Below are 26,852 nucleotides of genomic sequence, written 5' to 3'. Positions count from 1 at the left end.
GTTGACTCCTCAGGAACGAAATAGTCGTGAATATTGGGTTTCGTGGCGCGCAGAGGCGATGGCGGACAGCGGCGTAGCGGCCCCCAGCGCGTCGTCGCTGCGTGAAAAGGCCTGTTCAAACCCGGCGGCAAAATGGTCGCTCAGGTCGATAATCAGCTGCTGCGCCGCCTGCTGCCCGAACGGTACCAGCTTGACGCCCGCCATCACCGCGCTCTCAATCCAGCTGTAGCCGAGGCTCAGCGCCAGCTCGCGCGCGCCAATTCCCCAGCGCACGCCGAGCCACGCCATGCCGCCGAGCTGGCTCTGCATCAACAGCGGCAGCCATTCTGCCGGGCAGGCGGGTTCCCAGCTTTTAACCAGGCGCGTAAAGGCCGCGCCGCGGTTGCGTTCTTCCTCGCGCAGTTCGCGCGTTTCCCGACAGGCGAGCAGGTATGCCGTCCAGCGTTTTGCTGCCGCGACGTCCTGCTGCTCGCAGGCACGGTACAGGCGGATGAACAGCGGCAGGTCGACGCAGAAAAAGCTCTGCTCCATCTGCTGGATTTGCCAGCGTCTGAACGCGTCGGCGCTGGTGATCCACCCGGCCTCGACGGCCCACTCCAGCCCCTGCGACCAGGTAAACGACCCGACCGGCAGGCTACTGCTGGAGAGCTGCATCAGGCGCAGCCACTGGCGGGCGTGCTCCATTAGCTCATCAGCGCCAGCAGGGCGGAGACGATCAGCCCGCCGCCGAAGGTTTTACGCAGACCGTCGTGGCGGCGCAGCAGCAGCCCCGCCGCGAAGCTGGCGCCCAGCACCGTCGCGCTGGCGAGCATAAAACCGCTGGTGAACAGCCAGAAGCTGTGGCCAGACATCTCCACGCCGTGCGCCCAGCCGTGGAACATCGCCAGGGCAGGCACCGCCAGCAGCAGGCGTTTTTCGGTCTTAAACATCATCACGCCGCAGACCGCCAGCGAGGCGATAATCAGCATCTCCATGCCGCTAAAGCCGCCGAGCAGACTGCCCGCAATCGCGCCAATAAGCATCATGCCGAGGGTGGCAAACGGCAGCAGGAGCTTGCGGCCGCTCAGCGCCGAGAGCACGCCCGCGCCGGTCAGCATCAGCAGGTGATCGAGCCCGGTAAGCGGATGGAGAAAGCCGGCCTGGAAGCTGTCGGTGCCGTGTCCCGGATGGGCAAGCGCCGGAACGGAAAAGGCCAGCAATAACAAGGGTAAATACTTACGCATGATGGATCCTTAATGTGAATGGGCGTGAGAATGGCTATGGCCGTGGGCATCGCTGGCGTAAGCGCCCGCTTCCGGTTCAAACGGCAGGCTGGAGAAGGTCACCTCCAGCCCGAACTGACGCAGCATGTCGTCAAGGACGTGGTCATGGTGGTAGCGCAGCTCGCCGGGCATAATTTGCAGCGGCACGTGACGGTTGCCCAGGTGATAACAGGCGCGGGCGAGCAGGAACGGGTCGGTGCAGCGCACCACGGAAACCGACTCCGGGGCGGCGATCACTTCGATCACCTCGCTGCCGTCGTCGGTGGTCAGCAGATCCCCGTCGCGCAGCAGCAAACCGCGCGGCAGCATCAGCCCGGCTTCGCGACCGTCGTTCAGCGCCACGCGGGCGCGGCTTTTCACCCGCACGTCAATGGGCAGCGTGACGCTGGCGGTGATCGGGTGCGCGTGGTCCAGGCGTTGGGTTAGATAGATCATCATCACTCCTCAGAACAGGAAATAGCGTTGCGCCATCGGCAAAACCTCTGCCGGTTCGCTGGTAATCAGTTCGCCGTCGACGCGTACCTCGTAGGTTTGCGCGTCAACGGTGATATTGGGCTGTAAATCGTTGTGGATCATGTCGGCCTTTTTCACCGTCCGGCAGCCTTTCACCACTGCGGTAGCGCTTTGCAGGTTGAGCTGCTGCGGCACGCCACTGGCATGAGCAGCCTGCGAGACAAACGTCAGCCGCGTGGCGTGGCGTGCGGCGCCCAGGGTGCCAAACATCAGGCGGTAATGCACCGGCTGCGGCGTGGGGATCGAGGCGTTGATATCGCCCATCGGCGCGCAGGCGATCATCCCGCCTTTGACGATGGTGGCCGGTTTTACGCCAAAGAAGGCGGGGGACCAGACCACCAGATCCGCCAGCTTGCCCGCCTCAATCGATCCCACTTCATGGGCGATGCCGTGGGTCAGCGCCGGGTTGATGGTGTATTTGGCGACATAGCGCTTCACCCGGAAGTTGTCGTTATCGCCGGTCTCTTCCGGCAGCGCGCCGCGCTGAACCTTCATGCGGTGCGCCACCTGCCAGGTGCGGATAATCACTTCCCCCACGCGGCCCATGGCCTGCGAATCTGACGAGGTGAGCGAGAACGCGCCGATATCGTGCAGCACGTCTTCGGCGGCGATGGTCTCCCGGCGAATGCGGGATTCGGCAAACGCCACGTCTTCGGCGATATCCGGGTCGAGGTGATGGCAAACCATCAGCATGTCGAGGTGCTCGTCGATGGTGTTAACCGTGTAGGGCAGCGTTGGGTTGGTGGAGGAGGGCAGAATATTCGGGTGCGCGCAGGCGGTGATGATATCCGGCGCGTGGCCGCCGCCCGCGCCTTCGGTGTGGAAGGTGTGGATGGTGCGTCCACCGATGGCCGCCAGGGTATCTTCGACAAAACCGGACTCGTTCAGCGTATCGCTGTGCAGCGCCACCTGAATGTCCATCTCTTCAGCCACCTCCAGCGAGCAGTCGATCGCCGCGGGCGTCGCGCCCCAGTCCTCGTGGATCTTAAGCCCGATGGCGCCGGCGGCGATCTGCTCGCGCAGGGCGTCCGGGTTTGATCCGTTCCCTTTGCCCAGCAGGCCAATATTCACCGGCAGCGTATCGGCGGCCTGCAACATGCGGGCGATATACCACGGCCCCGGCGTGCAGGTGGTGGCGTTCGTGCCTGCCGCGGGGCCGGTGCCGCCGCCGATCATGGTGGTGACGCCGGAAACCAGCGCCTCTTCCGCCTGCTGCGGACAGATCCAGTGAATGTGGGTGTCGATCCCGCCGGCGGTGACGATCTTCCCTTCGGCGGCGATGACTTCCGTTGCGGCACCGATCGGGATCGTCACGCCGGGCTGAATATCCGGATTTCCGGCTTTGCCGACGGCGAAGATCCGCCCGTTCTTCACGCCGATATCGGCCTTGACGATCCCCCAGTGATCGACGATCAGCGCGTTGGTGAGCACCAGATCCACGCAGTCGTCGGCGGTCATCTGCCCTTGCCCCATGCCGTCGCGGATCACCTTCCCGCCGCCGAATTTAACTTCTTCGCCGTAGATCGTGAGATCGTCTTCCACTTCGATCCACAGCTCGCTGTCCGCCAGCCGCACTTTATCCCCGGTAGTGGGGCCAAACATATCGGCATACGCCTGGCGTGAAATGTCAGCCATGTTTCACCTCTCCCATGACCTCGCCGCGAAAACCAAAAATGCGCTGAGCGCCCGTCACCTGAACCAGCGTCACTTCCCGCTTCTGGCCTGGCTCGAAGCGCACGGCAGTGCCCGCCGGAATGTTCAGTCGGTAGCCCTTGGTGGCTTCCCGGTCAAACTTCAGCGCGGGGTTGACCTCGTAAAAGTGATAGTGCGATCCCACCTGGATCGGCCTGTCGCCGTGGTTTTCCACAATCACGCTTTGGGTGTCTCGCCCGACGTTAAGGGTAATGCTGCCGGGCTGGATCCGGTATTCGCCTGGGATCATCACGCGCTCCTTACACGATCGGGTTGTGGACGGTGACGAGCTTGGATCCGTCCGGGAAGGTGGCTTCCACCTGTATATCCGGGATCATCTCCGGTACGCCCTCCATCACCTGATCGCGCGTCAGGACGTGGCGGCCCGCCTCCATCAGCGTGGCGACGGTTTCGCCGTCGCGTGCGCCTTCCATGATGAAGGCGCTGATCAGCGCGACCGATTCGGGATAATTGAGCTTTACCCCGCGCGCAAGGCGACGTTCGGCAACCAGCGCGGCGGTGAACAGCAACAGCTTGTCTTTTTCTCTGGGGGTCAGTTCCATAGCGTTTCTCTTATGTCTGCCAGATACGCGGCGAACAGGCGGTTTTGGGGGTTAACAGCTGGCGAAGCGACTGCCAGATATCGCGCATCATCCGCTGGCAAATCAGGTTGTCGTGGGAGAGAAAACGCACCGACAGCAGGCCGTCGGTGAGCGTTGCCCCGGCAACGTCTTCTGACGGGGTGAGCTGTTCGCGCACCGTGTCGAGATGTGCTTCCCGGGCCGGATAGAACAGCAGCGTGCCGACCCACGGATGGCCCGCGACGGGCGCGAGATCGCCTTCTCTGAGGTGCTGGCGTTCAATCAGGCGCGGCTCGCCATCCACCCACACCTCAACGCGGCTCTCCAGCGTGCCGTGGCTGAAGGTTTCGTTTATCACCGGTCGCCCAAGACAGTACAGCTCCCACGCCAGCAGCGTGCTGGTGGCGTGCAGGTGAAAGACGGAACGCAGCGCGGCGTGCGCACCGGGGAAGATAATGGTGTCCTGCGGCAGCCACTCCAGCGTGGCATCTTCATCGAGATAAAAATGCTGATTGAGAGAGGCCTGCGGACCGCTGCTGCGATAGAACTTACTGGCGCCGGGCATGGTGATAAGGGCATGGCTTTTGGCGTCGAGCCTCACAGAAATATCCAGCGTATCACCGCCCACAATCCCGCCTGGCGGGTGCAGCAGATAAAGGTGGCAGGTTTCCCCTTCGGGATAAAACGGACGCTGAACGGTGAGCGGCCCGGTATGACGCGCGGAACGGAGGAGGGTTTTCTCAGGGGTATAACAAAACTGGAGGGCCAGCGAGGCCTGCCAGCCTTTGTATGCATTATCAGTGACCTGAGTTGCTAACATGGTGCTTCCATTTCCGCACTATCGGGATACGTTTCAGTATGCCCTGGCGGAAATGAAGGCTGTCATATGAGTCGCTTATGGATAAAAAAACCGGCTCATGCGAGCCGGTTTCAGACTGTTGATAAAGTGCATTTTGTAAGTTTCGCCCGGCGGCGCTACGCTTGCACGGGCCTACAAGGGGATGCGCAATTTGTTGATATGGTGGTGCAATGTAGGCCGGGTAAGCGCAGCGCCACCCGGCAAGAAAGGCTAGCGATAATCCTCTGCATCCACATCATACCCCGACGGCTCCCAGCGGACCGCCAGCAGGGACGCCAGTCCGATAAACGGCGCCAGCGCAATCACCCAGAACACGGCGGTATCCAGCGAGGCGACCAGCAGCGGGAACAGGAACAGCGATAGCGTGGAACTGCTGCGCATCAGCGTCTGGTTTAAGCCGACGCCCACGCCGCGCAGGGAGGTTGGATAGCTCAGAGAGGCAAACGTCATGGTGTGCGCGCCGGGTCCAAAACCCTGACCAAACAGAAACAGCGCCAGCATCGCGACGGCGACCACGCCTTCCGTTGCTCCGTCAGGGCGGCCAATCAGCCCCAGCCCGAGCAGCGCCACAAGCTGGCAGGCGTAACCCGCCAGTGACATTCGCCACGCACCGAAGCGCGGAACATAGCGCACCGCCAGCAGCCCACCGACAAACGCGAAAAGCAGATTAAGCGCGAGGGAGATCAGAATGGTGGTCAGCATCGACTGCACGAAGAAGCTGGAGATGATTACCGGCAGACCAAAGGCCACGGCGTTATAGGCGAACGAGGAGACAACCGACAGCAGCGTGGCGAGCGTGGTGCGCCGCAGATAGATGCCACGGAACAGATTCAGGTAGTTCGACCATTTTGCCTTATTGACCACCGGCGCGGGCTGGTCGAGCGCATCCTGCGGCACGTGGGCATTAATGTTGTACGACTGCCGTAAAATGGACGCCGCCTCTTTCAGGTTGCCCTGATTCGCCGCCCAGACCGGGGATTCGCTCATGTAGCGGCTGCGGATGGCGATAATCACCAGCGCGGGTACCGCGCCAAAGCCCAGTATCAGACGCCAGAGCCAGTCGCTGTGGCTTTCCGGCAGTACGGCGTAGAAAAAGAGAACCAGAAGGTAAGAGATGCTGATCGCCGCATACCAGGTAGGGCACCACATCGCGACGCTGGAGGCTTTATTCCCCGGGCCTTTCAGCCTGGCAAATTCACTGAGAAACGCCATCGCGACGGGAAGGTCGATCCCGACGCCAAGGCCCATCACAAAGCGCGCGCCCGCCAGCACATATTCATTCGGGGCCAGCGCGCAGGCGATAGCGGCGACGACAAAGAATACCATGTCGGCCATAAAGACGCGGTAGCGCCCGATTTTATCCGTGAGGTAACCGCCGAGCAGCGCCCCGACAATGGCGCCAAAGGTAATCGCCGAGGCCACCATGCCGGTACCGGCGGGCGTCAGGTTAAATTCGCGGGTGATGTCTTTGATACCAAAGGCCAGTGCACCCAGATCGTAGGCATCGAGGAAAATTCCCCCGAGCGCGATACCGACCACGATGCGGGCATTTGCCCGGCCCTGAGAGCCGTCGTTAACGAGACGTGAAACGTCCGAGGCGCTGCGTACCCACCTGATGTCACCATCCGGGGTGTTTCCTGACGTTGGAAGGGGAGTTGTGTCTGTGATTTCTGCCATTTTCTTTTTGTGTAGTGGTGTTGTGTACCTAACAGTTACCACAGGCAGAAGGTGACAAAAATCACATTTGGTTATAAGGCATAACGAACGGTTTACTGAGCGTCTTTCTTCTTACGCTTGAGCTTCGTCCAGATCTTGGTTTCCTGACGACGCCACAGGCGCTGAATGTTGTCATGATGACGCAGCAGGATCAGGCACGAGAGCATCGACACCGGGAAGGTAAATTGCGGTTTGAACCACCAGACATAGAACGGAGCGATCAGCGCGCTGACGATGGCGCCCAGCGACGAATAGCCGCTGAGCAGGATGGTCAGCAGCCAGGTGCCCGCCATCACGCCGGTGAGATCCCAGCCGATAGGCGCAATCGCACCAAACGCGGTGGCAACGCCTTTGCCGCCCTTAAAACCAAAGAAAACGGGCCAGATATGGCCGACGCAGGCGGCGATGGCAATCAGCCCCAGCCAGAAGGGCGTGACGCCCAGCGCATACGCACCCCAGACGGGAAGCATTCCTTTCAGGACATCAAAAATCAAAACCGCTACGGCTGCTCCCTTGCCGCCAATTCGTAGTACATTGGTCGCCCCCGGATTCCCGGAACCACTTTCGCGTGGGTCGGGTAACCCCGCGATGCGGCAGACCAGAATGGCGCTGGAGATTGAGCCGCAAAGGTAGGCGAGGATGATCATTCCAGGCGCGATTGCACTCATAACGCTGTTCCGTTTTGAAAATGTATCTGTATTCTCAGCATCTGTGGATAATACGCATAATTCGCCGGAAGTGGTATCCGGTTTAGCCAAAAAGCAGGCAGGTCGTGATGGATATTGTATTTATAGAGCAACTTTCGGTAATCACCACAATTGGTGTTTACGACTGGGAACAGACCATCGAGCAGAAACTGGTGTTCGATATCGAAATGGGCTGGGATAACCGCAAGTCAGCAAAAAGCGACGATGTGAATGACTGTCTGAGCTACGCCGACATCAGTGAAGCGGTCATCGGCCACGTGGAAGGGCAACGTTTTGCGCTGGTGGAACGCGTGGCGGAAGAGGTGGCGGAACTGCTGCTGAGCAAGTTTAACTCCCCGTGGGTGCGCATCAAGCTGAGCAAGCCGGGCGCGGTGGCGCGCGCCGCCAACGTGGGCGTCATCATCGAGCGTGGCACAAATCTGAAAGGAAAGATTTAACGTCATAATTGCTAAACCATTTTAGGTTATATCGGTCTTAACGCTGTATCTTTCACGGTTGTCCGTGTGGGGCACCGTTTTTTTATATCTTTTTAGGGGTTTATAGATGAGCGATATGCACTCGCTGCTGGTGGCGGCAATACTGGGTGTGGTCGAAGGATTGACGGAGTTTTTGCCGGTGTCCAGTACGGGCCATATGATTATCGTTGGCCATCTGTTGGGCTTTGAAGGCGATACCGCAAAGACGTTTGAGGTGGTGATTCAGCTGGGCTCTATCCTGGCGGTGGTCGTGATGTTCTGGCGTCGTCTGTTTGGTCTGATCGGCATCCATTTCGGGCGTTTGCCGCAGCGTGAAGGAGAGGGCAAAGGGCGCCTGACGCTGATTCATATCCTGCTCGGGATGATCCCGGCAGTGGTGCTGGGGCTGGTGTTCCACGACACCATTAAATCGCTCTTTAACCCGATTAACGTGATGTACGCGCTGGTCGTCGGCGGCTTCCTGCTGATTGCCGCAGAAGTGCTGAAGCCCAAAACCCCGCGTGCGGAAGGTCTGGACGATATGACCTATCGCCAGGCGTTTATCATTGGCTGCTTCCAGTGTCTGGCGCTGTGGCCGGGCTTCTCCCGTTCAGGAGCAACCATTTCCGGCGGGATGCTGATGGGGGTGAGCCGTTACGCCGCCTCTGAATTCTCATTCCTGCTGGCGGTGCCAATGATGATGGGCGCCACCGCGCTGGACCTCTACAAAAGCATCGACTTCCTGACCGTGGGCGACATTCCGATGTTCGCCGTAGGCTTTATCACCGCCTTTATCGTGGCGCTGATTGCCATCAAAACCTTCCTGCAACTGATTAAGCGTATCTCGTTTATTCCGTTCGCGATCTACCGCTTTATCGTCGCGGCTGCCGTGTACGTGGTCTTCTTCTGATGACCAACCGCCCTCAGTCTTTCGGCTGAGGGCAACGTTTTTCCTTCCACGCCGCTACCGCATCAATCCGCCGTTTCGTCAGCTCTTCGCGGATCGCCGGGCCTTTAAACCCAGCCTCCACCACCTCTTTCGTTGGCACCGCTTTTGCGACTTCCCACGCTTCGCGCAGCAAACGCCCCTGCGGGTAATCGGATGCTTCAAACCCGGTGCGGCCGCGCACGTCCGCTTCGCTGGTCAGCGCAATCTGCTCCACGCGCTGCGGCTTGCGCCAGGCGTCGATATTGTCGAACAGCTTAACGATAGTGGCGGGTTTGAGGATCGGGAAAGTGTGGATCAGGTCGTGAAATTCAGCGACCAGCTTAGCCAGGTCGCGAATGTCATTCGGCACGCGCAGGCGCTGGCACAGCCCTTCAACCAGCTTCACCCCAGCCGGGCCATGCCCGTGGTGACGCGGCCAGAGCGCTTTAGGCGTTAATCCTTTACCGAGATCGTGACACAGGGTAGAGAAGCGCACGTCCACCTCAGGGCTGAGCATGGCAGCCATGCTCAGCGTCATCAGGGTGTGAATGCCGGTATCAATTTCCGGGTGCCATTTCGCCGGGGCGGGCACGCCAAACAGTGCGTCTATTTCCGGGAACAGCACCTTCAGCGCCCCGCAGTCGCGCAGAACCTGGAAAAAGACCTGCGGGTTGCGGGTGGTCAGGGCGTTTTCGGTCTCTTTCCAGACGCGTTCTGGCGTTAGGTGTTCCAGCTCGCCCGCCTCGGTCATGGCCGTCATTAGCGCCATCGTCTCGTCGGCGATACGGAAGCTGAGATGGGCATAACGGGCGGCAAAACGCGCCACGCGCAGCACGCGAAGCGGATCTTCAGAAAAGGCGGGGGAAATATGGCGTAAAAGACGGTCGCGCAGATCGTTCTGCCCGCCGTAGGCGTCGATGATATGGCCGTTTTCGTCCTGAGCCAGGGCGTTAATGGTGAGATCGCGGCGCAGCAGATCCTGCTCCAGCGTCACATCCGGTGCGGCGTAACAGGTGAAGCCGGTATAACCGGAACCGGATTTCCGTTCGGTACGCGCCAGGGCGTACTCTTCCCGGCTTTGCGGATGGAGGAACACGGGAAAATCGCGGCCTACCTGCTGGTAGCCCGCGTCAATCATCGCTTCGGGCGTGGCGCCAACCACGACCCAGTCTTTATCTTTGACCGGCAGACCTAACAACGCATCACGTACCGCACCACCGACCAGATAACTCTTCACGCCTTACACTCCCGTTTTCTCTTTTCGCAAGATGATACGTAAGTGTGGCAGAGAAGACGAGTTAGTTCATCCAGCGGTCTTTACGTTTGCGGCTTGGGATGAGGTGAGGAAGCACCAGGCCCAGCACCAGGCCGACGCCCAGCACGCCGCCGCCATACATAAACCACTGCATGATGATGGTACGCTGTTTATCATCCAGCTGAAGATTAGCGGCGTTCACTTTCTTCTGCGCGACGATCAGCTCGTTTTTCAGCTTCTGGTTTTCGTCTTTCAGACCGGCGATCACGCTGTCGCTTTGCGCGACTTTCTGCTGCATCTCTGCGGTGCGCTGGTTCCAGGTGCCGTCAATGTTGTTCAACTTATCGGTCAGGGTTTTCACCTGATTTTCCAGATCCGGCACGCGGGTGCGCAGGCTTGGCACCGTGCTCAGCTCTTTCAGTGGGATCCACGAGGTGCGGCCGGAGCTGTCACGAACCTGACCATAATTGGTGTCTGCGTTAGTTTGCAGCAGAGTCACTTCCTCGCCGGCATTTACCGTACCCACGAGGCGATAATTGTCTCCAGGGCCGCTGCGTACCCAGGTGTTCAGTTCATCAGAAACGTAACGTTTCTCTTCAGCGTGGACCGCCGTTGCGGCGCTAAAAGCGAGTAAAGTAAGTCCAATCAGGCGTAATTTAAGCATATCAGTCGTTATTTTCATAAAAAGTGGAACGATAGTAGTGGTATCAGTGTCGCTACGCAAAGGATTCATCATCAATCGGAATCATCTGTGTCATGATTTCCACCGCTTTAAACTTTTACGCCCGTCAAATTGCTCATTGCGTGGCAATTTGGCGCAAAATACTATGTACTGACAAACAAATGGCGAGGAAGTTCGCCTTCATCGACGCGTCTGTGACGCACGCAAAAGTACAAGGCTATGGCACAAGAGATTGAATTAAAGTTTATCGTCGAAAAAGACAGCGCTGACGCGCTCCGCCAGCATCTGAACACGCTGTCCGGCGAGCAACATGAACCCGTACAGCTGCTCAACATCTATTACGAAACGCCGGACAACTGGCTGCGCAACCACGATATGGGCCTGCGCATCCGCGGCGCGAACGGGCGTTACGAGATGACGATGAAAATCGCCGGTCGCGTGGTCGGCGGTTTGCACCAGCGTCCGGAATACAATATCGACATCAGTAAGCCAGAACTTGAGCTGGATCGTTTTCCGGCGGAAGTCTGGCCTGAAGGGACGCTGCCCGCAACGCTGTCGGCAGAGGCAAAACCGCTGTTCAGCACCGATTTCTGGCGCGAGAAATGGCTGGTGACGGAAGGCAAGAGCCGCATTGAAATCGCGTTTGATCGGGGTGAGATTAAGGCGGGTGAAGAGCAGGAGCCGATCTGCGAGCTGGAACTTGAACTGCTGGAAGGCGAGGCGAGCGATGTGCTGAAGCTGGCGCGCAAGCTGGTGAACCAGCCAGGCCTGCGTCAGGGCAGCCTGAGTAAAGCGGCGCGCGGCTATCACCTGGCCGCCGGGAATGCGCCGCGCGTGCTGCGGGAAACCCCGATTCTGCGCGTAGTGCCGAAAGCCAGCGTTGAGCAGGGCATGGAGGCGGCGCTGGAGCTGGCGCTCTCTCAGTGGCAGTACCACGAAGAGCTGTGGGCGCGTAACGTGAAAAACGCAAAAAAACAGGTGCTTGCTGCCATGGGGCTGGTGCGTCATACCCTGGCGCTGTTCGGCGGTATCGTCCCGCGAAAAGCGAGCGCTCACTTACGTGATTTGCTCACCCAAACCGAAACGCTGATGCTTTCCGACGTGTCGGCGCAAACGGCAATCTACAGCCCGCAAAACGCCAGCGCGAAACTGGCGCTGACCGAGTTTCTGGTGACCCGCGGCTGGCGCACGTTCCTGGATGCGAAAGGCCAGACCAAAATCGCGGAGAACTTCAAACGCTTCGCGGATATCCATCTGTCCCGTCACGCCGCCGAACTGAGAACCACCTTCGCGCATCCGCTGGGCGACCAGTATGGCGACCAGCTTCCCCGTCTGGCGCGTAACATCGACTGCATGCTGCTGCTGTCCGGTGCGTATGAGGGCGTGAAGGCGCAGGCCTGGCTGGAGAACTGGCAGGGGCTTCAGCATGCCATCGAGACCCGTCAGCAGATTGAGATCGAGCATTTCCGCAACGAGGCCATTTCGCAGGATCCGTACTGGCTGCACAGCGGAAAACGTTAATTCTGGCAAGGAACCCCTGATATGCCGCTTTCTTCGCAGTTACAGCAGCACTGGCAGACCGTTTGCGAACGTCTGCCCGAGTCGTTACCCGCGTCATCGTTAAGCGAGCAGGCGAAAAGCGTGCTCACGTTCAGTGATTTTGTGCAGGAGAGCATCAGCGCCAACCCGGACTGGCTGGTAGAGCTGGAAAGCGCGCCCCCGCAGGCTGACGAGTGGCGGCATTATGCTGGCTGGCTGCAAACCGCGCTGGAAGGGGTAGCGGATGAAGCCACGCTGATGCGCGTTCTGCGCCAGTTCCGCCGCCGGGTGATGGTACGCATTGCCTGGGCGCAGGCGCTGGCGTTGGTGAGCGAAGAGAGCACCTTGCAGCAGCTGAGCGAGCTGGCGCAGACGCTGATTGTTGCCGCGCGGGACTGGCTCTACGCCGCCTGCTGTAAGGAGTGGGGCACGCCGTGCAGCGAAGACGGGGTTCCGCAGCCGCTGTTGATTCTGGGGATGGGCAAGCTGGGCGGCTGCGAGCTGAACTTCTCCTCTGACATTGACCTGATTTTTGCCTGGCCGGAGAACGGCTCCACGCGCGGCGGTCGTCGCGAGCTGGATAACGCCCAGTTCTTTACCCGTCTGGGCCAGCGGCTGATTAAGGCGCTGGATCAGCCCACGCAGGACGGTTTTGTCTACCGCGTGGACATGCGCCTGCGTCCGTTTGGCGACAGCGGTCCGCTGGTGCTGAGCTTTGCTGCGCTTGAGGATTATTACCAGGAGCAGGGACGCGACTGGGAGCGTTACGCGATGGTCAAAGCGCGGATCATGGGCGACGGCGAAGACGCCTACGCCAACGAGCTGCGCGCCATGCTGCGCCCGTTCGTGTTCCGCCGCTACATCGACTTCAGCGTGATCCAGTCCCTGCGAAATATGAAAGGGATGATCGCCCGTGAGGTGCGCCGGCGCGGCCTGAAGGACAACATCAAGCTCGGCGCGGGCGGTATACGTGAAATCGAATTTATCGTGCAGGTCTTCCAGCTGATTCGCGGCGGGCGTGAGCCCTCGTTGCAGTCCCGCTCGCTGCTGCCGACGCTGAGCGCAATCGATCGGCTGCATCTTCTGCCGGAAGGCGACGCGCAAACGCTGCGGGAGGCCTATCTCTTCCTGCGCCGTCTGGAAAATCTGCTGCAAAGCATTAACGACGAACAGACCCAGACGTTGCCCGGCGACGAGCTGAACCGGGCGCGTCTGGCCTGGGGCATGCGGGTGGATGACTGGGCAGCGCTGACGGCACGGCTGGAAGCCCATATGGCGGGCGTGCGCCGCATCTTTAACGATCTGATTGGTGACGACGAAAGTGAAACGCAGGACGATGCGCTCTCCGAGCACTGGCGCGAACTGTGGCAGGACGCGCTCCAGGAAGATGACACCACGCCGGTGCTGGCGCACTTAAGCGACGACGCCCGCCATCGCGTGGTGGCGTTGATTGCCGATTTTCGCCTTGAGCTGAACAAGCGCGCCATTGGCCCGCGCGGTCGGCAGGTGCTGGATCATCTGATGCCGCATCTGCTGAGCGACGTCTGCTCCCGCGAGGATGCGCCGGTGCCGCTGTCGCGCATGATGCCGCTGCTGAGCGGGATCGTCACGCGTACCACCTACCTGGAACTGCTGAGCGAGTTTCCCGGCGCGCTGAAGCACCTGATTTCCCTCTGCGCCGCCTCGCCGATGGTCGCCAACAAGCTGGCGCGTTATCCGTTGCTGCTGGACGAGCTGCTCGATCCGAATACGCTCTATCAGCCGACGGCGACGGACGCCTACCGCGACGAGCTGCGCCAGTATCTGCTGCGCGTGCCGGAAGAGGACGAAGAGCAGCAGCTGGAGGCGCTGCGTCAGTTTAAGCAGGCGCAGATGCTGCGCGTGGCGGCGGCGGATATCGCCGGTACGCTGCCGGTAATGAAAGTGAGCGATCACTTAACCTGGCTGGCGGAGGCGATCATCGATGCGGTAGTCCACCAGGCGTGGGTGCAGATGGTGGCCCGCTACGGCCAGCCGACGCACCTTGCCGACCGCGAAGGCCGTGGTTTTGCGGTGGTGGGTTACGGCAAGCTGGGCGGCTGGGAGCTCGGCTACAGCTCCGATCTGGATCTGATTTTCCTGCACGACTGCCCGGTTGACGTGATGACCGACGGCGAACGTGAAATCGACGGGCGGCAGTTTTACCTGCGCCTGGCCCAGCGCATCATGCACCTGTTCAGCACCCGCACTTCATCGGGCATTCTGTACGAGGTGGACGCGCGCCTGCGCCCGTCCGGCGCGGCAGGCATGCTGGTCACCTCGACGGACGCTTTTGCTGACTATCAGAAGAACGAAGCCTGGACGTGGGAACATCAGGCGCTGGTGCGCGCCCGCGTGGTGTACGGCGATCCGCAGCTCAAAACGCAGTTCGATGCGATCCGCAAGTCAGTGATGACGACCCCGCGTGAGGGCAGCAACCTGCAAACTGAAGTGCGCGAAATGCGTGAGAAAATGCGCGCGCATTTGGGCAACAAACATCGCGATCGCTTTGATATCAAAGCCGACGAGGGCGGAATTACCGATATTGAGTTCATCACCCAGTATCTGGTGCTGCTGCACGCGCACGACAAGCCGAAGCTGACCCGCTGGTCCGATAACGTGCGCATTCTGGAACTGCTGGCACAGAACGACATCATGGACGAGCAGGAGGCGCAGGCCTTAACCCGCGCCTACACCACGCTGCGTGATGAGCTGCACCACCTGGCGTTGCAAGAACAGCCGGGCCATGTGGCGCTGGACTGTTTCAGCGATGAACGCGCGCAGGTGACCACAAGCTGGCAGAAGTGGCTGGTGGAACCGTGCGTAACAAAACAAGTGTGATATTATCGCGCGCAAATTGTGAATCTTTCTGGAGTCAGGAATGAAAGTAACACTGCCAGAGTTTGAACGTGCTGGAGTTATGGTTGTCGGTGATGTGATGCTGGATCGCTACTGGTATGGGCCGACCAGCCGTATCTCTCCGGAAGCGCCGGTGCCGGTGGTTAAGGTCGACACCATTGAAGAGCGTCCAGGCGGCGCGGCAAACGTGGCGATGAACATCGCCTCGCTGGGCGCGCATTCGCGTCTGGTGGGCCTGACCGGCATTGACGATGCGGCGCGTGCGCTGAGTCAGTCGCTGGCGGACGTGAACGTGAAGTGCGACTTCGTTTCTGTTCCGACACACCCAACCATCACCAAGCTGCGCGTGCTGTCGCGTAACCAGCAGCTGATCCGCCTCGATTTTGAAGAAGGGTTCGAAGGCGTTGATCCTGAGCCGCTGCACGAGCGCATCAGCCAGGCGCTGGGCAATATCGGCGCGCTGGTGCTGTCGGATTATGCCAAAGGTGCGCTGGCGAGCGTGCAGACCATGATCCAGCTGGCGCGTAAAGCCAGCGTACCGGTGCTGATCGACCCGAAAGGCACCGATTTTGAGCGCTATCGCGGCGCAACCCTGCTAACGCCAAACCTTTCTGAGTTCGAAGCGGTGGCGGGCAAGTGCAAAACGGAAGAAGAGCTGGTTGAGCGCGGCATGAAAATCATCGCTGATTTCGAGCTGTCTGCGCTGCTGGTCACCCGTTCCGAACAGGGCATGACGCTGCTGCAACCGGGCAAGGCACCGCTGCATATGCCAACCCAGGCGCAGGAAGTGTACGACGTGACCGGTGCCGGTGATACGGTGATCGGCGTGCTGGCGGCAACGCTGGCGGCGGGTAACTCCCTGGAAGAGGCGTGCTACTTCGCGAACGCCGCGGCGGGCGTGGTTGTCGGTAAACTCGGGACCTCCACCGTTTCGCCAATCGAGCTGGAAAACGCGGTGCGCGGGCGTGCGGATACCGGCTTTGGCGTCATGACCGAAGACGAGCTGAAGGTGGCCGTTGCGGCCGCGCGTAAACGCGGTGAAAAAGTGGTGATGACTAACGGCGTGTTCGACATCCTGCACGCGGGTCATGTTTCGTATCTGGCGAACGCGCGCAAGCTGGGCGATCGCCTGATTGTGGCGGTCAACAGCGATGCGTCGACCAAACGTCTGAAAGGCGAAACGCGCCCGGTGAACCCGCTGGAGCAGCGCATGATCGTGCTCGGTGCGCTGGAAGCGGTGGACTGGGTGGTGTCGTTTGAAGAAGATACCCCGCAGCGCCTGATTGCCGGGATCCTGCCTGACCTGCTGGTGAAGGGCGGCGATTACAAGCCAGAGCAAATCGCGGGTAGCGAAGAGGTCTGGGCGAATGGCGGTGAAGTGATGGTGCTCAACTTTGAGGACGGGTGTTCCACCACCAACATCATCAGGAAGATTCAGAAAGACAGTCAGTAAAAAACGGGCCAATTGGCCCGTTTTTTTATGTCGGGTGGCGGCTGCGCCTTACCCGACCTACGCGATCATCCAGGCCCGGTAAGGCAGAGCCGCCACCGGGCACAACAGGCCGCACTTACTCCTGGTCATCCACCGGCGGAATAGCCGGTGCCGGCTTCACTTCTTCCGGCGCATTACGGTTTTCCAGATCGCTCAGACGCTGTTCCAGCAGCGCCAGCTTCTCGCGGGTGCGCAGCAGAACCTGAGTCTGCACATCAAACTCTTCGCGGCTGACTAAATCAAGGCGAACCAACTGTGCCTGCAACGTCTGGCGGATTTTCTTCTCAACGTCATCACCAAACTCACGAATGCCTTTCGGCATGGACTCATGAACCTGACGCGCGATCTGCTCAATTTTCTTTGGGTCAATCATTGTCGTTTCCCTTGATGAAAAGGTGTTAGTGCCTATTGTAGCGCGTCATGCCGCGGGTTAAACAAAATTGTTTGAAGCTTATGCATTGCCCAGGGTAATCAATAGCGTTATAGTTATCTCGCTTATTCTCAGGGCGGGGCGAAATTCCCCACCGGCGGTAAATCAGCTTAGCGCTGAAAGCCCGCGAGCGCTTTGGGTGAATTCTCAAAGGTCAGCAGATCCGGTGTAATTCCGGGGCCGACGGTTAGAGTCCGGATGGGAGAGAGTAACGATCAAGTCGGGCGAGGCCCGCTCACGTTATTTTTTTGCCGCTTGTACGGCGCTCCTAAGACTGCCCTGATTCTGGTAACCATAAAGTTAATGAGGTTTTTTTACCATGAATCAGACGCTACTTTCCTCTTTTGGCACTTCAACTCAACGTGTTGAACATGCACTGGACGCACTGCGCGAAGGCCGCGGCGTGATGGTGCTGGACAACGAAAATCGTGAAAACGAAGGCGACATGATTTTCGCCGCCGAAAACATGACCGTTGAGCAGATGGCGCTGACCATTCGTCACGGCAGCGGCATCGTATGCCTGTGTATTACCGAAGACCGCCGCCAGCAGCTTGAGCTGCCGATGATGGTTGAAAACAACACCAGCGCCTTCGGGACCGGTTTTACCGTGACCATTGAAGCGGCGCATGGCGTAACCACCGGCGTGTCGGCGGCTGACCGCCTGACTACCGTCCGTGCAGCCATTGCCGATGGCGCGAAACCTTCCGATCTGCACCGTCCTGGCCACGTCTTCCCGCTGCGCGCGCAGCCGGGCGGTGTGCTGACCCGTGGTGGTCATACCGAAGCGACCATCGATCTGGTGACGCTGGCTGGCTTCAAGCCTGCGGGCGTCCTGTGCGAGCTGACCAACGATGACGGCACCATGGCGCGCGCGCCGGAGTGCATCACCTTTGCTCGTCTGCACAACATGCCGGTGGTGACGATTGACGATCTGGTGGAGTACCGCCAGGCGCATGAGCGCAAGGCCAGCTGAACGCGCTGACGTGAAAAAGCCGGGGAAACCCGGCTTTTTTGTTGCTAGTGGTAGTTAATTTTGAACAGTACCACGGTTTCAAACGGCCCGGACCGGATCGCTTTTCCCTCCACCGGTGACAGCTCTGCGGTATAGTTTTGCTCATACTGCAACGTGCTGCCCGTAAAATCCGCATACTCTTTATACTGGTTAAACGTATAGGGCTCCGTCCCGTTCAGAATACGCAGCTTTAAGCCGTTGCCAATCAGCAGCGCGGTATCGTCCGCGGTGAGCGTGTCGGTAGTGTAAAACGACGAATCCATCTTAAAACCGTCGGAGCACTGGGCGTCCTGAACCTTCGTGGTTCTGACCGAAAAGGTCCGCTTGCGCGTTTGCTGGTTCACAATGTCGCGGGCGCTAAAGGTGCCGAAATCAATTTCCTGATTTTCCGGGAAAATGCTGAAGGTTGCCCCGCAGTCCAGTACCGTAATGTTTTGCAGACCGTTGATGTGGTACTTAAGGTTCTTCGCGTCAACCATCTGGTTCACCCCGCCCTTGCCGTCAAACTGCACCACGATGTAATCGCTCAGCGAGCTGACGTAGCCGTGGGGCGGGACGGCCTTGATTTTGACGAACAGACGCAGGCGGGCGATAAACGTGCGCGAGGTGTGGATATCGTCCGGGTTACCGGAGCAGATGCGGTTTTCCCAGCCCATCTGGCGTATCTGTGAAGGGGTGTAGATCGTGATGTTATTGTTATCCAGGCACTGATGCGTATCAACGCCGTTGGACTGGCCTGTCGCATCGTAATCCATCCCTTCATACGTGACGCCGAGCTCATAGTAAGGATCGGTTGCGGAGGGGTACGGGTTGACCCAGGCATAAACATCTTCTGGCTCAAACCCGCTGGTGACGTTGTGATCGCACGTCACCGGAATCTTAATGTCGTTCGATTCCCAGATTTTTTGCCCAACCTGCGCGTTGCTGGGGATAGCAAAAGGCGAGATCGTTTTTGTCTCCTCGACGGGCCCGCCCGAGCCGCCCAGATAGCAGTTAAGCGCCAGCGCCTCTTTCAGCGGTAAAAAGGCCAGCAGAAGCAGCATGAGGTTAATGAGCTTTCGCATCAGGGCTGACCTTCCGTTCGGTGAGCTTGCAGTAAGCCGTTCCCGCGCATTGCGCATCCACTTTCCTGAGCGCGCCGTAATCGTCGATATACCCGATGCTGTAATAGCTGCCGTGATAATCCCCGGTGGTGGTGGTTTCCGTGGCAAAAGGCGCAATCATCAGGCTGTCAAAGCCCGGCAGCATGGTTTTGGCGTTTTTGCTCAGCCACGCCAGCGTGATGTAGTAGGGCGTCGGGTTATGCACCGTCAGGCCTTTCGCGCTGGCGGTAATTTCCATGCGCATTTCCGTCATCTCCCCCGGTTTTTTGGCGATCGCCTTTGGACGCCAGAACAGTTTGATTCGGCTCTGCATCGCCACCTGCATCACGCTGCGCTCCTCGCTTGCGCTGCTGCTTTTAGGCGGCACTTCGCGCAGGTTGAAGTAAAACAGGGACTCCCGGTCTTTAGGCAGCTGACCGGTCGCGGCTTGTTTCACAATTCTCACCTGGGATGAGGAGCCTGCCTCAATGCGCTGAATGGGCGGAAGCGCCATAAAGTGCGCGTCTTCTTTGCGCCCTTTTTCATCTTCAATCCAGGAAAGCGCCAGGTAAGGCAGCGCCTTGCTCTGGTTGTCCACTTTCAGGCTGCTGGCCTTATCGCTTTCGGGAAAGACAATGCGCGTGCGGTCCAGGTTAATGGCGGCGTGAGTGGTAAATGCTGCGCTGAAGAGCATCAGGCACAGACTTTTAAGCGGGGTTAATTTCATCATGATTTCTTACTGACAAGGCAGTATCAGCTGCATACTGTTTTCTAAGTGAGAAGGTAGCGAGAAGCGACACTGCTGATTGTCGCCCCACGTCACCCGAAACTGTTGTTCTGGCTCAACCGCGCCCAGCCAGACGTGGCCTTCATCGGCGACCATCCCAACCTGCAAATCGCTCTCCTTAAGTCGAACGATCGCCCCCAGCGGCGGCGTGCCTGACGGCGTTCGTAAAATGCCCGCGATGTCCTTACCCGCCCGCGTGGCAATCTGACGGTATCCAATGGCGCCCTCGGTCCAGGTGGAGGTGACGACGCGGTTGTCCACATCCACGCCATCCGGGAGGTTGTTCATATTGACCTGCACGCTGGAGGGCGTATAGCTGGAGAATGACGGCAAAACGCCAATGCCAAAGCGGTTGGTCTCATCCCGCGACATGTTCAGCGGGATACTGCCCACGCCGTCGGTGCTTACCATCACGCGCGGTTCATTGCCGTAGCTGCGTCGGTGCAGGGCGGCACCTTTCGCCGTTGAGGTGAACGATCCGTTCCAGCTTGCGCTGAGGGATGTGTATTCATCAGCCTTATAGCTGCCGGAAAGGTTCAGATCGCCAAAGGTTGAATAATGCTGATAATTTCCGCTGACCTGCGCGCCGGCGTCCGGCTTTTCACTTTCCGCACCTGCGGAAACGCCCCATGTGTTATTGCGGTCCGAGGTGTCATACCACGACACGTTATGGCTGAGCGTGTCGCTGTTGCGCAGGTCATAGTTCAGGCGATGGTCGGGATCGAGCGGTACGCTGAGCGAGAGGTAAAACTGGGTGTCGTCGTTCTCGTCTTCATCTTCGTAATGCGTTTTACTCCAGGACACGCTCACGCCCAGGTTTTTCCAGCGGCCCACGTCAAAGTTGTAGCCCGCCGTGACGCTGCCCGTTGTGGAAGGCGCGTCGTTCCACCAGGTCTGGCGCAGCATGTTCACATACAGATTCAGCGATAATGCCGAAATATACTGGCTTGCCGTAACGCTGAGCGTCTGTTTTTCGGTCTGGCGGTCACTGTCGTCATAGTCAAGATAACGGGCGTAGCTCAAAAACTGCGGGTCCGAGTAGCGATAGCTGGCAAGCGTGAGCTGGCTGCCAGTCGTATCGAAACGCTTACTGTAGTTAACGCGGTAGCTGTAGCCTGTCTGGCTGCTTTGGCCGGGTAGCTGGCTGGTGGACTGCGTAACGTCAAACGAGAGCGCGCCGAGGTACGCCATGTTCTGGCCTATCCCGGCGGCAACGGAGCGATAATGGTCGCCATCAGCCAGCGTGCCGCCGTACAGGGAAGTTTGTGACAGTACGCCCCAGGAAAACTCGCCGCTCATGAAGCCGTTATCTTCAACGTCGTGAGAGGCGTCCTTGCGCGCCTTCCCGGCCGCTAGCTTGTAGCGTAGCTGGCCCTTGCGCGTTAAGAAGGGGACAGATTCGGCAGAAACCTGGAAGGTACTCACGCGCCCGTCCTCTTCCGTCACCTTAACGTCCAGCGTACCCTGAACCGACTGGTTTAGATCCTGAATAACAAAGGGGCCGGGCGGCACTTTACTCTGGTAAATCACGCGGTCGGCAAGGCTAACGGTCACCGTAGCGTTGGTCTGGGCAATGCCGGTAATTTGCGGGGCATAGCCGCGCAACGACCACGGCAGCATGCGCTCGTCGCTGATCAGCGAGGCGCCGGTGTAGGTGAAGGCGTCGAAAATCGCGGACTGGAAATCCGTTTCCCCGAGCGTCAGCTTTGCGCCGAGCGAGGGCAGGGGGCGGAACATATAGACGCGAGAAAAACGGCCGTCGTGCTCCGAGCCCGCTTCGGTATGGCTTTGCGTGTACTGGAAATCACTGCGCAGCCGCCACGCCCCCATGTTCGCACCGGCGGTGCCGTAGGTGTTGGCGTTGTCATTGCTGCTGCCGCTATCGGGCTGATAATGGCTGGCGAAAAGATTGTAATCCAGCAGCACGCCCGGTACGCCGTTATCCCAGGTGGCCGGGGGCATCCAGTCGGCTGCGCGATACTGCAACCATGCCTGGGGGATCGTCACTTTCAGCGTCTGGCTGGCCTGCTCAAAGTTGAATTTGATGTCTGGCCTGGCGGTGAAGTCAACGCATCCCTCTTTTACCGGTAACGCCTGACGAACGTTATCCTGCAACGCAAACGTATCGGCCAGCTCGGGAGGAATACAGACCTGAACCGCATCGTTTATTTCCCGCCAGCTTAGCTGCCAGCCGTTGGCCAGCGGAATATCATTAATTGAAACCGTGACGAAATAACGCCCCGGGATAACGGATATTTGATCTTTAAAAAGCGACAAATCAACGCCGCCGCGCTGATCTTTATCGATGGCATTAATGTTGAATTCGGTGGCAGAGGCGACTTTCGTCATTAACAGGGACGTAATGATGAGTAACCATTGTAATTTATATGTCATCATCCTGTTACTCGAAGAATAATATTTCGTGCCGACTGGCATAAAATGCCAGTCGGTTTATACCGTGACGCAACGTTTTTATTTGTACATCAGGACATAGTTAGCGGTAGCTTCCACCTGGCCTGCTGTCGCGGTTTTACCTGCCGCGACTTCCAGAAGCGCTTTAAAATGCAGCGTCTGCGTGGTTGAACTTGGCAGCAGGTCAATCTCGTTAGCTTGTCCCAGCGTAATGTTAGACTCCGCGTTATCCATCAAACGCACACCCACGTTCTGAGCACCGCTGGCATAGGTGTTGCTCATCAGGCTGGTATCCGTCGCGTCCGTTGCTGCGCTGGTGAAGGTGACATCGACTTTGGTAATTGGCGTGTCGGTCTCGTCTGCCGGATCGTCAAGCTGGCAGTTTTCCAGATTAATATCGACCGGAACAGGCGTTGATTTTTTGTTGGCATTGATAACGGCGGTGGTGACTTCACCCAGGTCAACTTCTTTATCAACGCTGTCTGGTGCAATGCTGCACGGCGCATCGATGACCACACCTTTGAATTTGATTTTGCCTGAACCCTGTTCTTCAGCAAAAGCAGAACCCGAAACAATGGCAGCCATCGCAACCGCTAACAGTACTTTTTTACCCATATACATGAAAATATCCTTTTTCAATTGAATTCATAATCTGAATATTAATTTTCAGAATACTCGCAAAGTATAACGGGTTGAGGGAGGCGTTTGCGATTAATGAGACTTAAAGATATTTTTAGAGGAGGTTAATATATAATTTATTACTATTGTAACCGGTTAATATTTCATGCAGCAGCGGCTTTTTACGCGCAATTTAAGTGGGAAATATTGCGCTTAAAAATATCCATAAAAATTCTTGATTTTCCAATTGTAAATACAGAGTCGCAGACATTGTAAAATGCAACGGCTGCGCCGGGGCGCATCAAGGAATTGCCCTCATCAATGAGGGCATCCGAGTCAGCCTATACCTGCCGTTTGCAGCAGAACCAGGCTGAGCCCCATCACCGACATGCCGCACAGCACGCCGTAGCTGGGATTATTGTTAGGGTCGATCTCTTTCGCCAGCGGCATCAGCTCATCGACAGAGAGCGCGACCATGATCCCGGCCACCGCCGCCATGATGGCAGCCATCACCACTGGCGAAACGAGGCTGCCGAGGATCAGCCACGCCAGCACGCCGCCAAGAATTTCAGCCAGGCCGGAAACCCCAGCCCAGAGCACGGCAGTCCGTTTTGAACCGGTGGCCGCGTAGACCGGGCCGGCAACGGCAAGTCCTTCAGGAATATTGTGTAAGGCTACCGCCAGCGCCACGCCAAACCCCATTTCCAGATTGCTGCTGGCCGTGACGTAGGTGGCAACGCCTTCCGGAAAGTTATGCAGGCTGATGCCGAGCGTCAGCAGGATGGCCGTGCGCTTGATGTTGCCCGGAAGGGGAGCCGCGCGCTTTTGCATCAGATCCTGAGGGTGCGCGTGAGGCAGCATGCGGTCGAGCGCAAAATAGCCCAGCAGGCCGACGATGAACATGCCGTAGCCCAGCACTGGCGACATTCCCTCGGTATGAAGGGCTGCGGGCAGCATCTCCATCAGCGAGATAAGCAGCATGATCCCGGCAGCGAAACCCAGCGAAAAGGCCAGAAGGCGGTTAGACGGTTTTTGTCCGAGCACGCCGAGGAACGCGCCGATAAAGGTCGCGGCACCCGCAAGTACGGTCAAAATCAAGGGTACTGACATGCACTCTCCTTAAGCTGTATCTGACATTCAAATTTCCTGATGATGATCTTCACGGTTATCTGCGTTCATCTTCACCTGAATGCGCGTAATGTAGAACCATCAAATTGACACCTCCTGTAAGGATATCACCATGTCTTCATCTCGTATGCCAGCACTGTTTTTAGGCCATGGCAGCCCAATGAACGTTCTGGAAGATAACGTCTATACCCGCACCTGGCATCACCTGGGTGAGACGTTGCCGCGGCCGAAGGCGATTGTGGTGGTGTCTGCGCACTGGTTTACCCGTGGTACCGGCGTAACGGCCATGGAAGCGCCGAAAACTATCCATGATTTTGGCGGCTTTCCGCAGGCCCTGTATGACACGCACTATCCTGCGCCCGGCTCCCCTGCGCTGGCGCAGCGGCTGGTGGATCTGCTCGCACCGGTTCCGGTGACGCTGGATAAAGAAGCCTGGGGCTTTGACCATGGCTCCTGGGGCGTCCTGATTAAAATGTATCCCGAGGCCGATATCCCGATGGTGCAGTTGAGCGTCGACAGCACTAAACCAGCGGCCTGGCATATGGAGATGGGCCGCAATCTGGCAACCCTGCGTGATGAAGGCATCATGCTGGTCGCGAGCGGTAACGTGGTGCATAACCTGCGTACGGCGCGCTGGCACGGGGAGAATACCCCGTATCCCTGGGCGACGTCTTTTAACGACTATGTGAAAGACAACCTCGCCTGGCAGAGGCCGGTTGAACAGCATCCGCTGGTGAACTATCTGGATCACGAAGGCGGTTCGCTCTCTAACCCCACGGCGGATCACTTCCTGCCGCTGCTGTATGTGTTAGGCACGTGGAATGGTCAGGAGGAGATTACCATCCCGGTCGACGGCATTGAGATGGGGAGTTTGAGTATGCTGTCGGTGCAGGTGGGGTAAAAACATGCCGGGTGGCGGCTTCGCCTTACCCGGCCTGCATGTCGAGCGTAGGCCCGGTAAGCGTAGCGCCACCGGGCAAGTTTTATTCAACAAAAATATGCGGATAGAACCGTGACAGATCCTGCGTAATCAGCGCGCGGTCTTCGCGAATGCCAATCCCGGCAGGTTGATCGTTAATAAGCCAGCTGCCGATCAGCGTATAGCTGTCGCCAAACTTCGGCAGTTGATAAAACTCCTGGACGATCATCCCTTCTTCACCGTATGGCCCTTCAACCGCTTCCAGCGTTTTACCGTTTTCGATAATGGAGACGTTCGCGCCTTCGCGGGAGAAGATCGGCTTAACGACGTATTTCTCCATCGGTGGGAACTCATCTTCGGCAAAGTACGCAGGCAGCAGGTTCGGGTGGTTCGGGAACATCTCCCACAGCATCGGCAGCAGGGCTTTGTTAGAGATAATGCTCTTCCAGGCCGGTTCCAGCCAGCGCACGCCGGCGTCTTCCAGTTTGGTCGAGAACATCTCGCGCAGCATGTATTCCCACGGATAGAGCTTGAACAGGTTGCTGATCACCTGATCCTGCATGTCCGTAAACTGACCTTTTTCACCTAAACCGATATCTTCGATATAGAGGAACTCCGTCGCCACTTCCGCTTCGGCTGCGCAGTCCTGCAAATACTGAACCGTACCGCGATCTTCTTCGGTATCGCGGCAGCAGGCGAGGTGCAGCAGGTTGAAACCGTGCTGTTCACGCAGTTCGGCGAAACGCTCAATCAGCTTTTCCTGTAGGCTGTTGAACTGGTCGCTGCCTTCCGGCAGGTTTCCGGCATTCGCCTGATCTTCCAGCCAGATCCACTGGAAGAACGCGGCTTCGTACAGGGAGGTTGGCGTATCCGCGTTGTTTTCTAACAGCTTCGGCTCACCCACGCCGTCCCATGCCAGATCGAGGCGAGAGTAAAGCGAAGGCTGATTTGTTTTCCAGGACTGACGGATGAAGCTCCAGGTGTGCTTTGGAATGCGGAATTTGGTCATCAGCGCATCGCTGTCGATGACTTTCTCGACCACCTTCAGGCACATCTGGTGCAGCTCAGCGGTCACCTCTTCAAGCTTTTCAACCTGAGCGAGCGTGAGCTTATAGTAAGCGTCTTCACACCAGTACGGCTCGCCGTACATGGTGTGAAAATTGAAACCGTATTCGGTGGCTTTTTCGCGCCAGTCCGGGCGCTCGACAATACTGACTCGTTCCATGATTAGCCGCCCATTGAGCGAGTCGAAGAGCCGGCCGCACTACGCTGCATGGTGGTTTGTTTCGCCACAGACTCACCGAAGCCGCCACGGGTGATGGTGCTGGTGGTTGCGGGTTTTGGTGCCATCGCGGTTTTCGGTACGGTCATCGTACGGCCCGGCGTTGCTGCGCCGTAACCCTTGCCGGTGGCATCGGTGTATTTACCGTACGCCGGGCTGTTCGGGTTTTTGGAGCTAAACAGCGGCTGCTGCTGATAGCCCGCACCGCCGCTCATCAGACGGCCCATCATATAACCCGCCATCAGCGGCATCCAGAAGCTGCCGCTGGACTGAGCCTGCGCCTGGTTTTCCGGAGCCATACCCGCCTGAGCCGGCGCCTGCTGGCACTGGCCTTCACCGAATTCAGCGACACAGTCTTCGCGTGAGGCATATTTCGGCGCGGTACGTTCCGCTTCTTTCAGGGCGTTGTTATAGGCCGTTGTACATTCGGCGGCTTTACCGGTGGCAGCCGAACAGTCGTCGGCGTTTTGGTACATCGAGACCGTTTCGTCGCTCTGCTCACAGCCTGCCAGCATAAAGACGGCAGTGACCGCCAGCGCGACAGGTGTCAGGTGGCGTGCGTTCCAGCTTTTGCGGAACGACGCGTGATTCATCGTTTTTGTCCGTTTCATATTTGTCTTCCGG

At 58.4% G+C, this 26,852-nt stretch carries 26 protein-coding genes and 1 riboswitch; of the genes, 7 read left to right on the top strand and 19 right to left on the bottom strand.

Annotated elements, in window-relative coordinates; all coding sequences use genetic code 11:
* Positions 1-9: 9 nt before the first annotated feature.
* The 9 genes from INF58_RS03810 to plsY form a co-directional block, all read right to left on the bottom strand.
* Positions 10-684 carry an urease accessory protein UreF gene (locus INF58_RS03810; protein ID WP_193035205.1) on the bottom strand — a complete coding sequence of 225 codons (675 nt, stop codon included), beginning with the start codon at positions 682-684 and terminating at the stop codon, positions 10-12.
* Positions 684-1,223: a HupE/UreJ family protein gene (locus INF58_RS03805; RefSeq protein WP_193527042.1), complete on the bottom strand. Its 540-nt coding sequence runs from the start codon at positions 1,221-1,223 to the stop codon at positions 684-686. The genes INF58_RS03810 and INF58_RS03805 overlap by 1 nt, the downstream gene beginning before the upstream one ends.
* A gap of 9 nt (positions 1,224-1,232) precedes the next feature.
* Positions 1,233-1,697 carry an urease accessory protein UreE gene (ureE, locus tag INF58_RS03800; RefSeq protein WP_107533846.1) on the bottom strand — a complete coding sequence of 155 codons (465 nt, stop codon included), beginning with the start codon at positions 1,695-1,697 and terminating at the stop codon, positions 1,233-1,235.
* 9 nt (positions 1,698-1,706) lie between these two features.
* Entirely contained in the window at positions 1,707-3,410 is a 1,704-nt protein-coding gene (gene ureC / locus INF58_RS03795) for an urease subunit alpha (protein ID WP_193527040.1), read from the bottom strand.
* Complete coding sequence (locus tag INF58_RS03790; RefSeq protein WP_193527038.1) at positions 3,403-3,717, bottom strand: urease subunit beta; 315 nt, start codon at positions 3,715-3,717, stop codon at positions 3,403-3,405. The genes ureC and INF58_RS03790 overlap by 8 nt, the downstream gene beginning before the upstream one ends.
* Before the next feature lie 10 nt (positions 3,718-3,727).
* Positions 3,728-4,030, bottom strand: coding sequence for an urease subunit gamma (locus INF58_RS03785; protein ID WP_063438602.1), 303 nt, complete (start codon positions 4,028-4,030; stop codon positions 3,728-3,730).
* A gap of 10 nt (positions 4,031-4,040) precedes the next feature.
* Positions 4,041-4,868 carry an urease accessory protein UreD gene (locus INF58_RS03780; RefSeq protein WP_193527037.1) on the bottom strand — a complete coding sequence of 276 codons (828 nt, stop codon included), beginning with the start codon at positions 4,866-4,868 and terminating at the stop codon, positions 4,041-4,043.
* Positions 4,869-5,117: 249 nt separating this feature from the next.
* Positions 5,118-6,584 carry an MFS transporter gene (locus INF58_RS03775; protein WP_193527036.1) on the bottom strand — a complete coding sequence of 489 codons (1,467 nt, stop codon included), beginning with the start codon at positions 6,582-6,584 and terminating at the stop codon, positions 5,118-5,120.
* 92 nt (positions 6,585-6,676) lie between these two features.
* Positions 6,677-7,291 (bottom strand): glycerol-3-phosphate 1-O-acyltransferase PlsY, encoded by a 615-nt coding sequence (plsY, locus tag INF58_RS03770; protein ID WP_022649440.1) that lies wholly within the window; start codon positions 7,289-7,291, stop codon positions 6,677-6,679.
* A gap of 107 nt (positions 7,292-7,398) precedes the next feature.
* Between plsY and folB the strand changes: the two genes are divergently transcribed.
* Both folB and bacA read left to right on the top strand, forming a co-directional pair.
* The gene (gene folB, locus INF58_RS03765) at positions 7,399-7,767 is read left to right on the top strand and encodes a bifunctional dihydroneopterin aldolase/7,8-dihydroneopterin epimerase (RefSeq protein WP_063451134.1); all 369 of its coding nucleotides are present in this window, start codon (positions 7,399-7,401) and stop codon (positions 7,765-7,767) included.
* A 106-nt stretch (positions 7,768-7,873) separates the two neighbouring features.
* A complete protein-coding gene (gene bacA / locus INF58_RS03760; RefSeq protein WP_063451135.1) occupies positions 7,874-8,695 on the top strand; it encodes an undecaprenyl-diphosphate phosphatase in 822 nt (273 codons plus the stop codon).
* Between the two features lie 13 nt (positions 8,696-8,708).
* Here bacA and INF58_RS03755 read toward each other — a convergent pair whose 3' ends face one another.
* On the bottom strand, positions 8,709-9,950 hold the full coding sequence (locus tag INF58_RS03755) for a multifunctional CCA addition/repair protein (RefSeq protein ID WP_112792140.1): 1,242 nt from the start codon (positions 9,948-9,950) through the stop codon (positions 8,709-8,711).
* Between the two features lie 61 nt (positions 9,951-10,011).
* Positions 10,012-10,632: a TIGR04211 family SH3 domain-containing protein gene (locus INF58_RS03750; protein ID WP_001303390.1), complete on the bottom strand. Its 621-nt coding sequence runs from the start codon at positions 10,630-10,632 to the stop codon at positions 10,012-10,014.
* A 237-nt stretch (positions 10,633-10,869) separates the two neighbouring features.
* On the opposite strand from INF58_RS03750, the gene INF58_RS03745 reads away from it, so the two are divergent.
* Genes INF58_RS03745 through hldE form a run of 3 tightly spaced genes read left to right on the top strand, consistent with a single transcriptional unit; the run spans position 10,870 to position 16,519 of the window.
* Positions 10,870-12,171, top strand: coding sequence for an inorganic triphosphatase (locus tag INF58_RS03745; protein WP_193527035.1), 1,302 nt, complete (start codon positions 10,870-10,872; stop codon positions 12,169-12,171).
* Between the two features lie 21 nt (positions 12,172-12,192).
* A complete protein-coding gene (glnE, locus tag INF58_RS03740; RefSeq protein WP_193527034.1) occupies positions 12,193-15,048 on the top strand; it encodes a bifunctional [glutamate--ammonia ligase]-adenylyl-L-tyrosine phosphorylase/[glutamate--ammonia-ligase] adenylyltransferase in 2,856 nt (951 codons plus the stop codon).
* A gap of 40 nt (positions 15,049-15,088) precedes the next feature.
* On the top strand, positions 15,089-16,519 hold the full coding sequence (gene hldE / locus INF58_RS03735) for a bifunctional D-glycero-beta-D-manno-heptose-7-phosphate kinase/D-glycero-beta-D-manno-heptose 1-phosphate adenylyltransferase HldE (protein WP_063867704.1): 1,431 nt from the start codon (positions 15,089-15,091) through the stop codon (positions 16,517-16,519).
* Between the two features lie 115 nt (positions 16,520-16,634).
* On the opposite strand, the gene ubiK is transcribed toward hldE, so the two are convergent.
* Positions 16,635-16,931: a ubiquinone biosynthesis accessory factor UbiK gene (gene ubiK / locus INF58_RS03730; protein WP_063451141.1), complete on the bottom strand. Its 297-nt coding sequence runs from the start codon at positions 16,929-16,931 to the stop codon at positions 16,635-16,637.
* A 120-nt stretch (positions 16,932-17,051) separates the two neighbouring features.
* Positions 17,052-17,202: riboswitch (FMN riboswitch) on the top strand.
* Positions 17,203-17,307: 105 nt separating this feature from the next.
* Between ubiK and ribB the strand changes: the two genes are divergently transcribed.
* Entirely contained in the window at positions 17,308-17,961 is a 654-nt protein-coding gene (gene ribB, locus INF58_RS03725; RefSeq protein WP_063451142.1) for a 3,4-dihydroxy-2-butanone-4-phosphate synthase, read from the top strand.
* A 44-nt stretch (positions 17,962-18,005) separates the two neighbouring features.
* Here ribB and INF58_RS03720 read toward each other — a convergent pair whose 3' ends face one another.
* From INF58_RS03720 to zupT, 5 genes are all read right to left on the bottom strand, one after another.
* Entirely contained in the window at positions 18,006-19,064 is a 1,059-nt protein-coding gene (locus tag INF58_RS03720; RefSeq protein ID WP_131636410.1) for a type 1 fimbrial protein, read from the bottom strand.
* Complete coding sequence (locus tag INF58_RS03715; RefSeq protein WP_193527101.1) at positions 19,048-19,809, bottom strand: molecular chaperone; 762 nt, start codon at positions 19,807-19,809, stop codon at positions 19,048-19,050. Before INF58_RS03715 ends, INF58_RS03720 begins: the two co-directional genes overlap by 17 nt.
* Before the next feature lie 9 nt (positions 19,810-19,818).
* Positions 19,819-22,266 carry a fimbria/pilus outer membrane usher protein gene (locus INF58_RS03710; protein ID WP_193527033.1) on the bottom strand — a complete coding sequence of 816 codons (2,448 nt, stop codon included), beginning with the start codon at positions 22,264-22,266 and terminating at the stop codon, positions 19,819-19,821.
* A 75-nt stretch (positions 22,267-22,341) separates the two neighbouring features.
* Entirely contained in the window at positions 22,342-22,902 is a 561-nt protein-coding gene (locus INF58_RS03705) for a fimbrial protein (protein WP_193527032.1), read from the bottom strand.
* Positions 22,903-23,235: 333 nt separating this feature from the next.
* Positions 23,236-24,009: a zinc transporter ZupT gene (zupT, locus tag INF58_RS03700; RefSeq protein WP_063867714.1), complete on the bottom strand. Its 774-nt coding sequence runs from the start codon at positions 24,007-24,009 to the stop codon at positions 23,236-23,238.
* A 130-nt stretch (positions 24,010-24,139) separates the two neighbouring features.
* On the opposite strand from zupT, the gene ygiD reads away from it, so the two are divergent.
* Positions 24,140-24,928 carry a 4,5-DOPA dioxygenase extradiol gene (gene ygiD, locus INF58_RS03695; RefSeq protein WP_193527030.1) on the top strand — a complete coding sequence of 263 codons (789 nt, stop codon included), beginning with the start codon at positions 24,140-24,142 and terminating at the stop codon, positions 24,926-24,928.
* 82 nt (positions 24,929-25,010) lie between these two features.
* On the opposite strand, the gene INF58_RS03690 is transcribed toward ygiD, so the two are convergent.
* Both INF58_RS03690 and INF58_RS03685 read right to left on the bottom strand, forming a co-directional pair.
* Positions 25,011-26,171, bottom strand: coding sequence for a glutathionylspermidine synthase family protein (locus INF58_RS03690; protein ID WP_107533828.1), 1,161 nt, complete (start codon positions 26,169-26,171; stop codon positions 25,011-25,013).
* 2 nt (positions 26,172-26,173) lie between these two features.
* Positions 26,174-26,839 carry a DUF1190 family protein gene (locus tag INF58_RS03685; RefSeq protein WP_063867719.1) on the bottom strand — a complete coding sequence of 222 codons (666 nt, stop codon included), beginning with the start codon at positions 26,837-26,839 and terminating at the stop codon, positions 26,174-26,176.
* Between the last annotated feature and the right edge of the window lie 13 nt (positions 26,840-26,852).

Origin of the sequence: Enterobacter cloacae complex sp. P24RS (assembly GCF_014982165.1) — a bacterium.
Classification (GTDB): domain Bacteria; phylum Pseudomonadota; class Gammaproteobacteria; order Enterobacterales; family Enterobacteriaceae; genus Enterobacter; species Enterobacter quasihormaechei.
The sequence above is the reverse complement of the archived record's forward strand: the minus strand, read 5'-3'. Positions and strand labels throughout refer to the sequence as shown.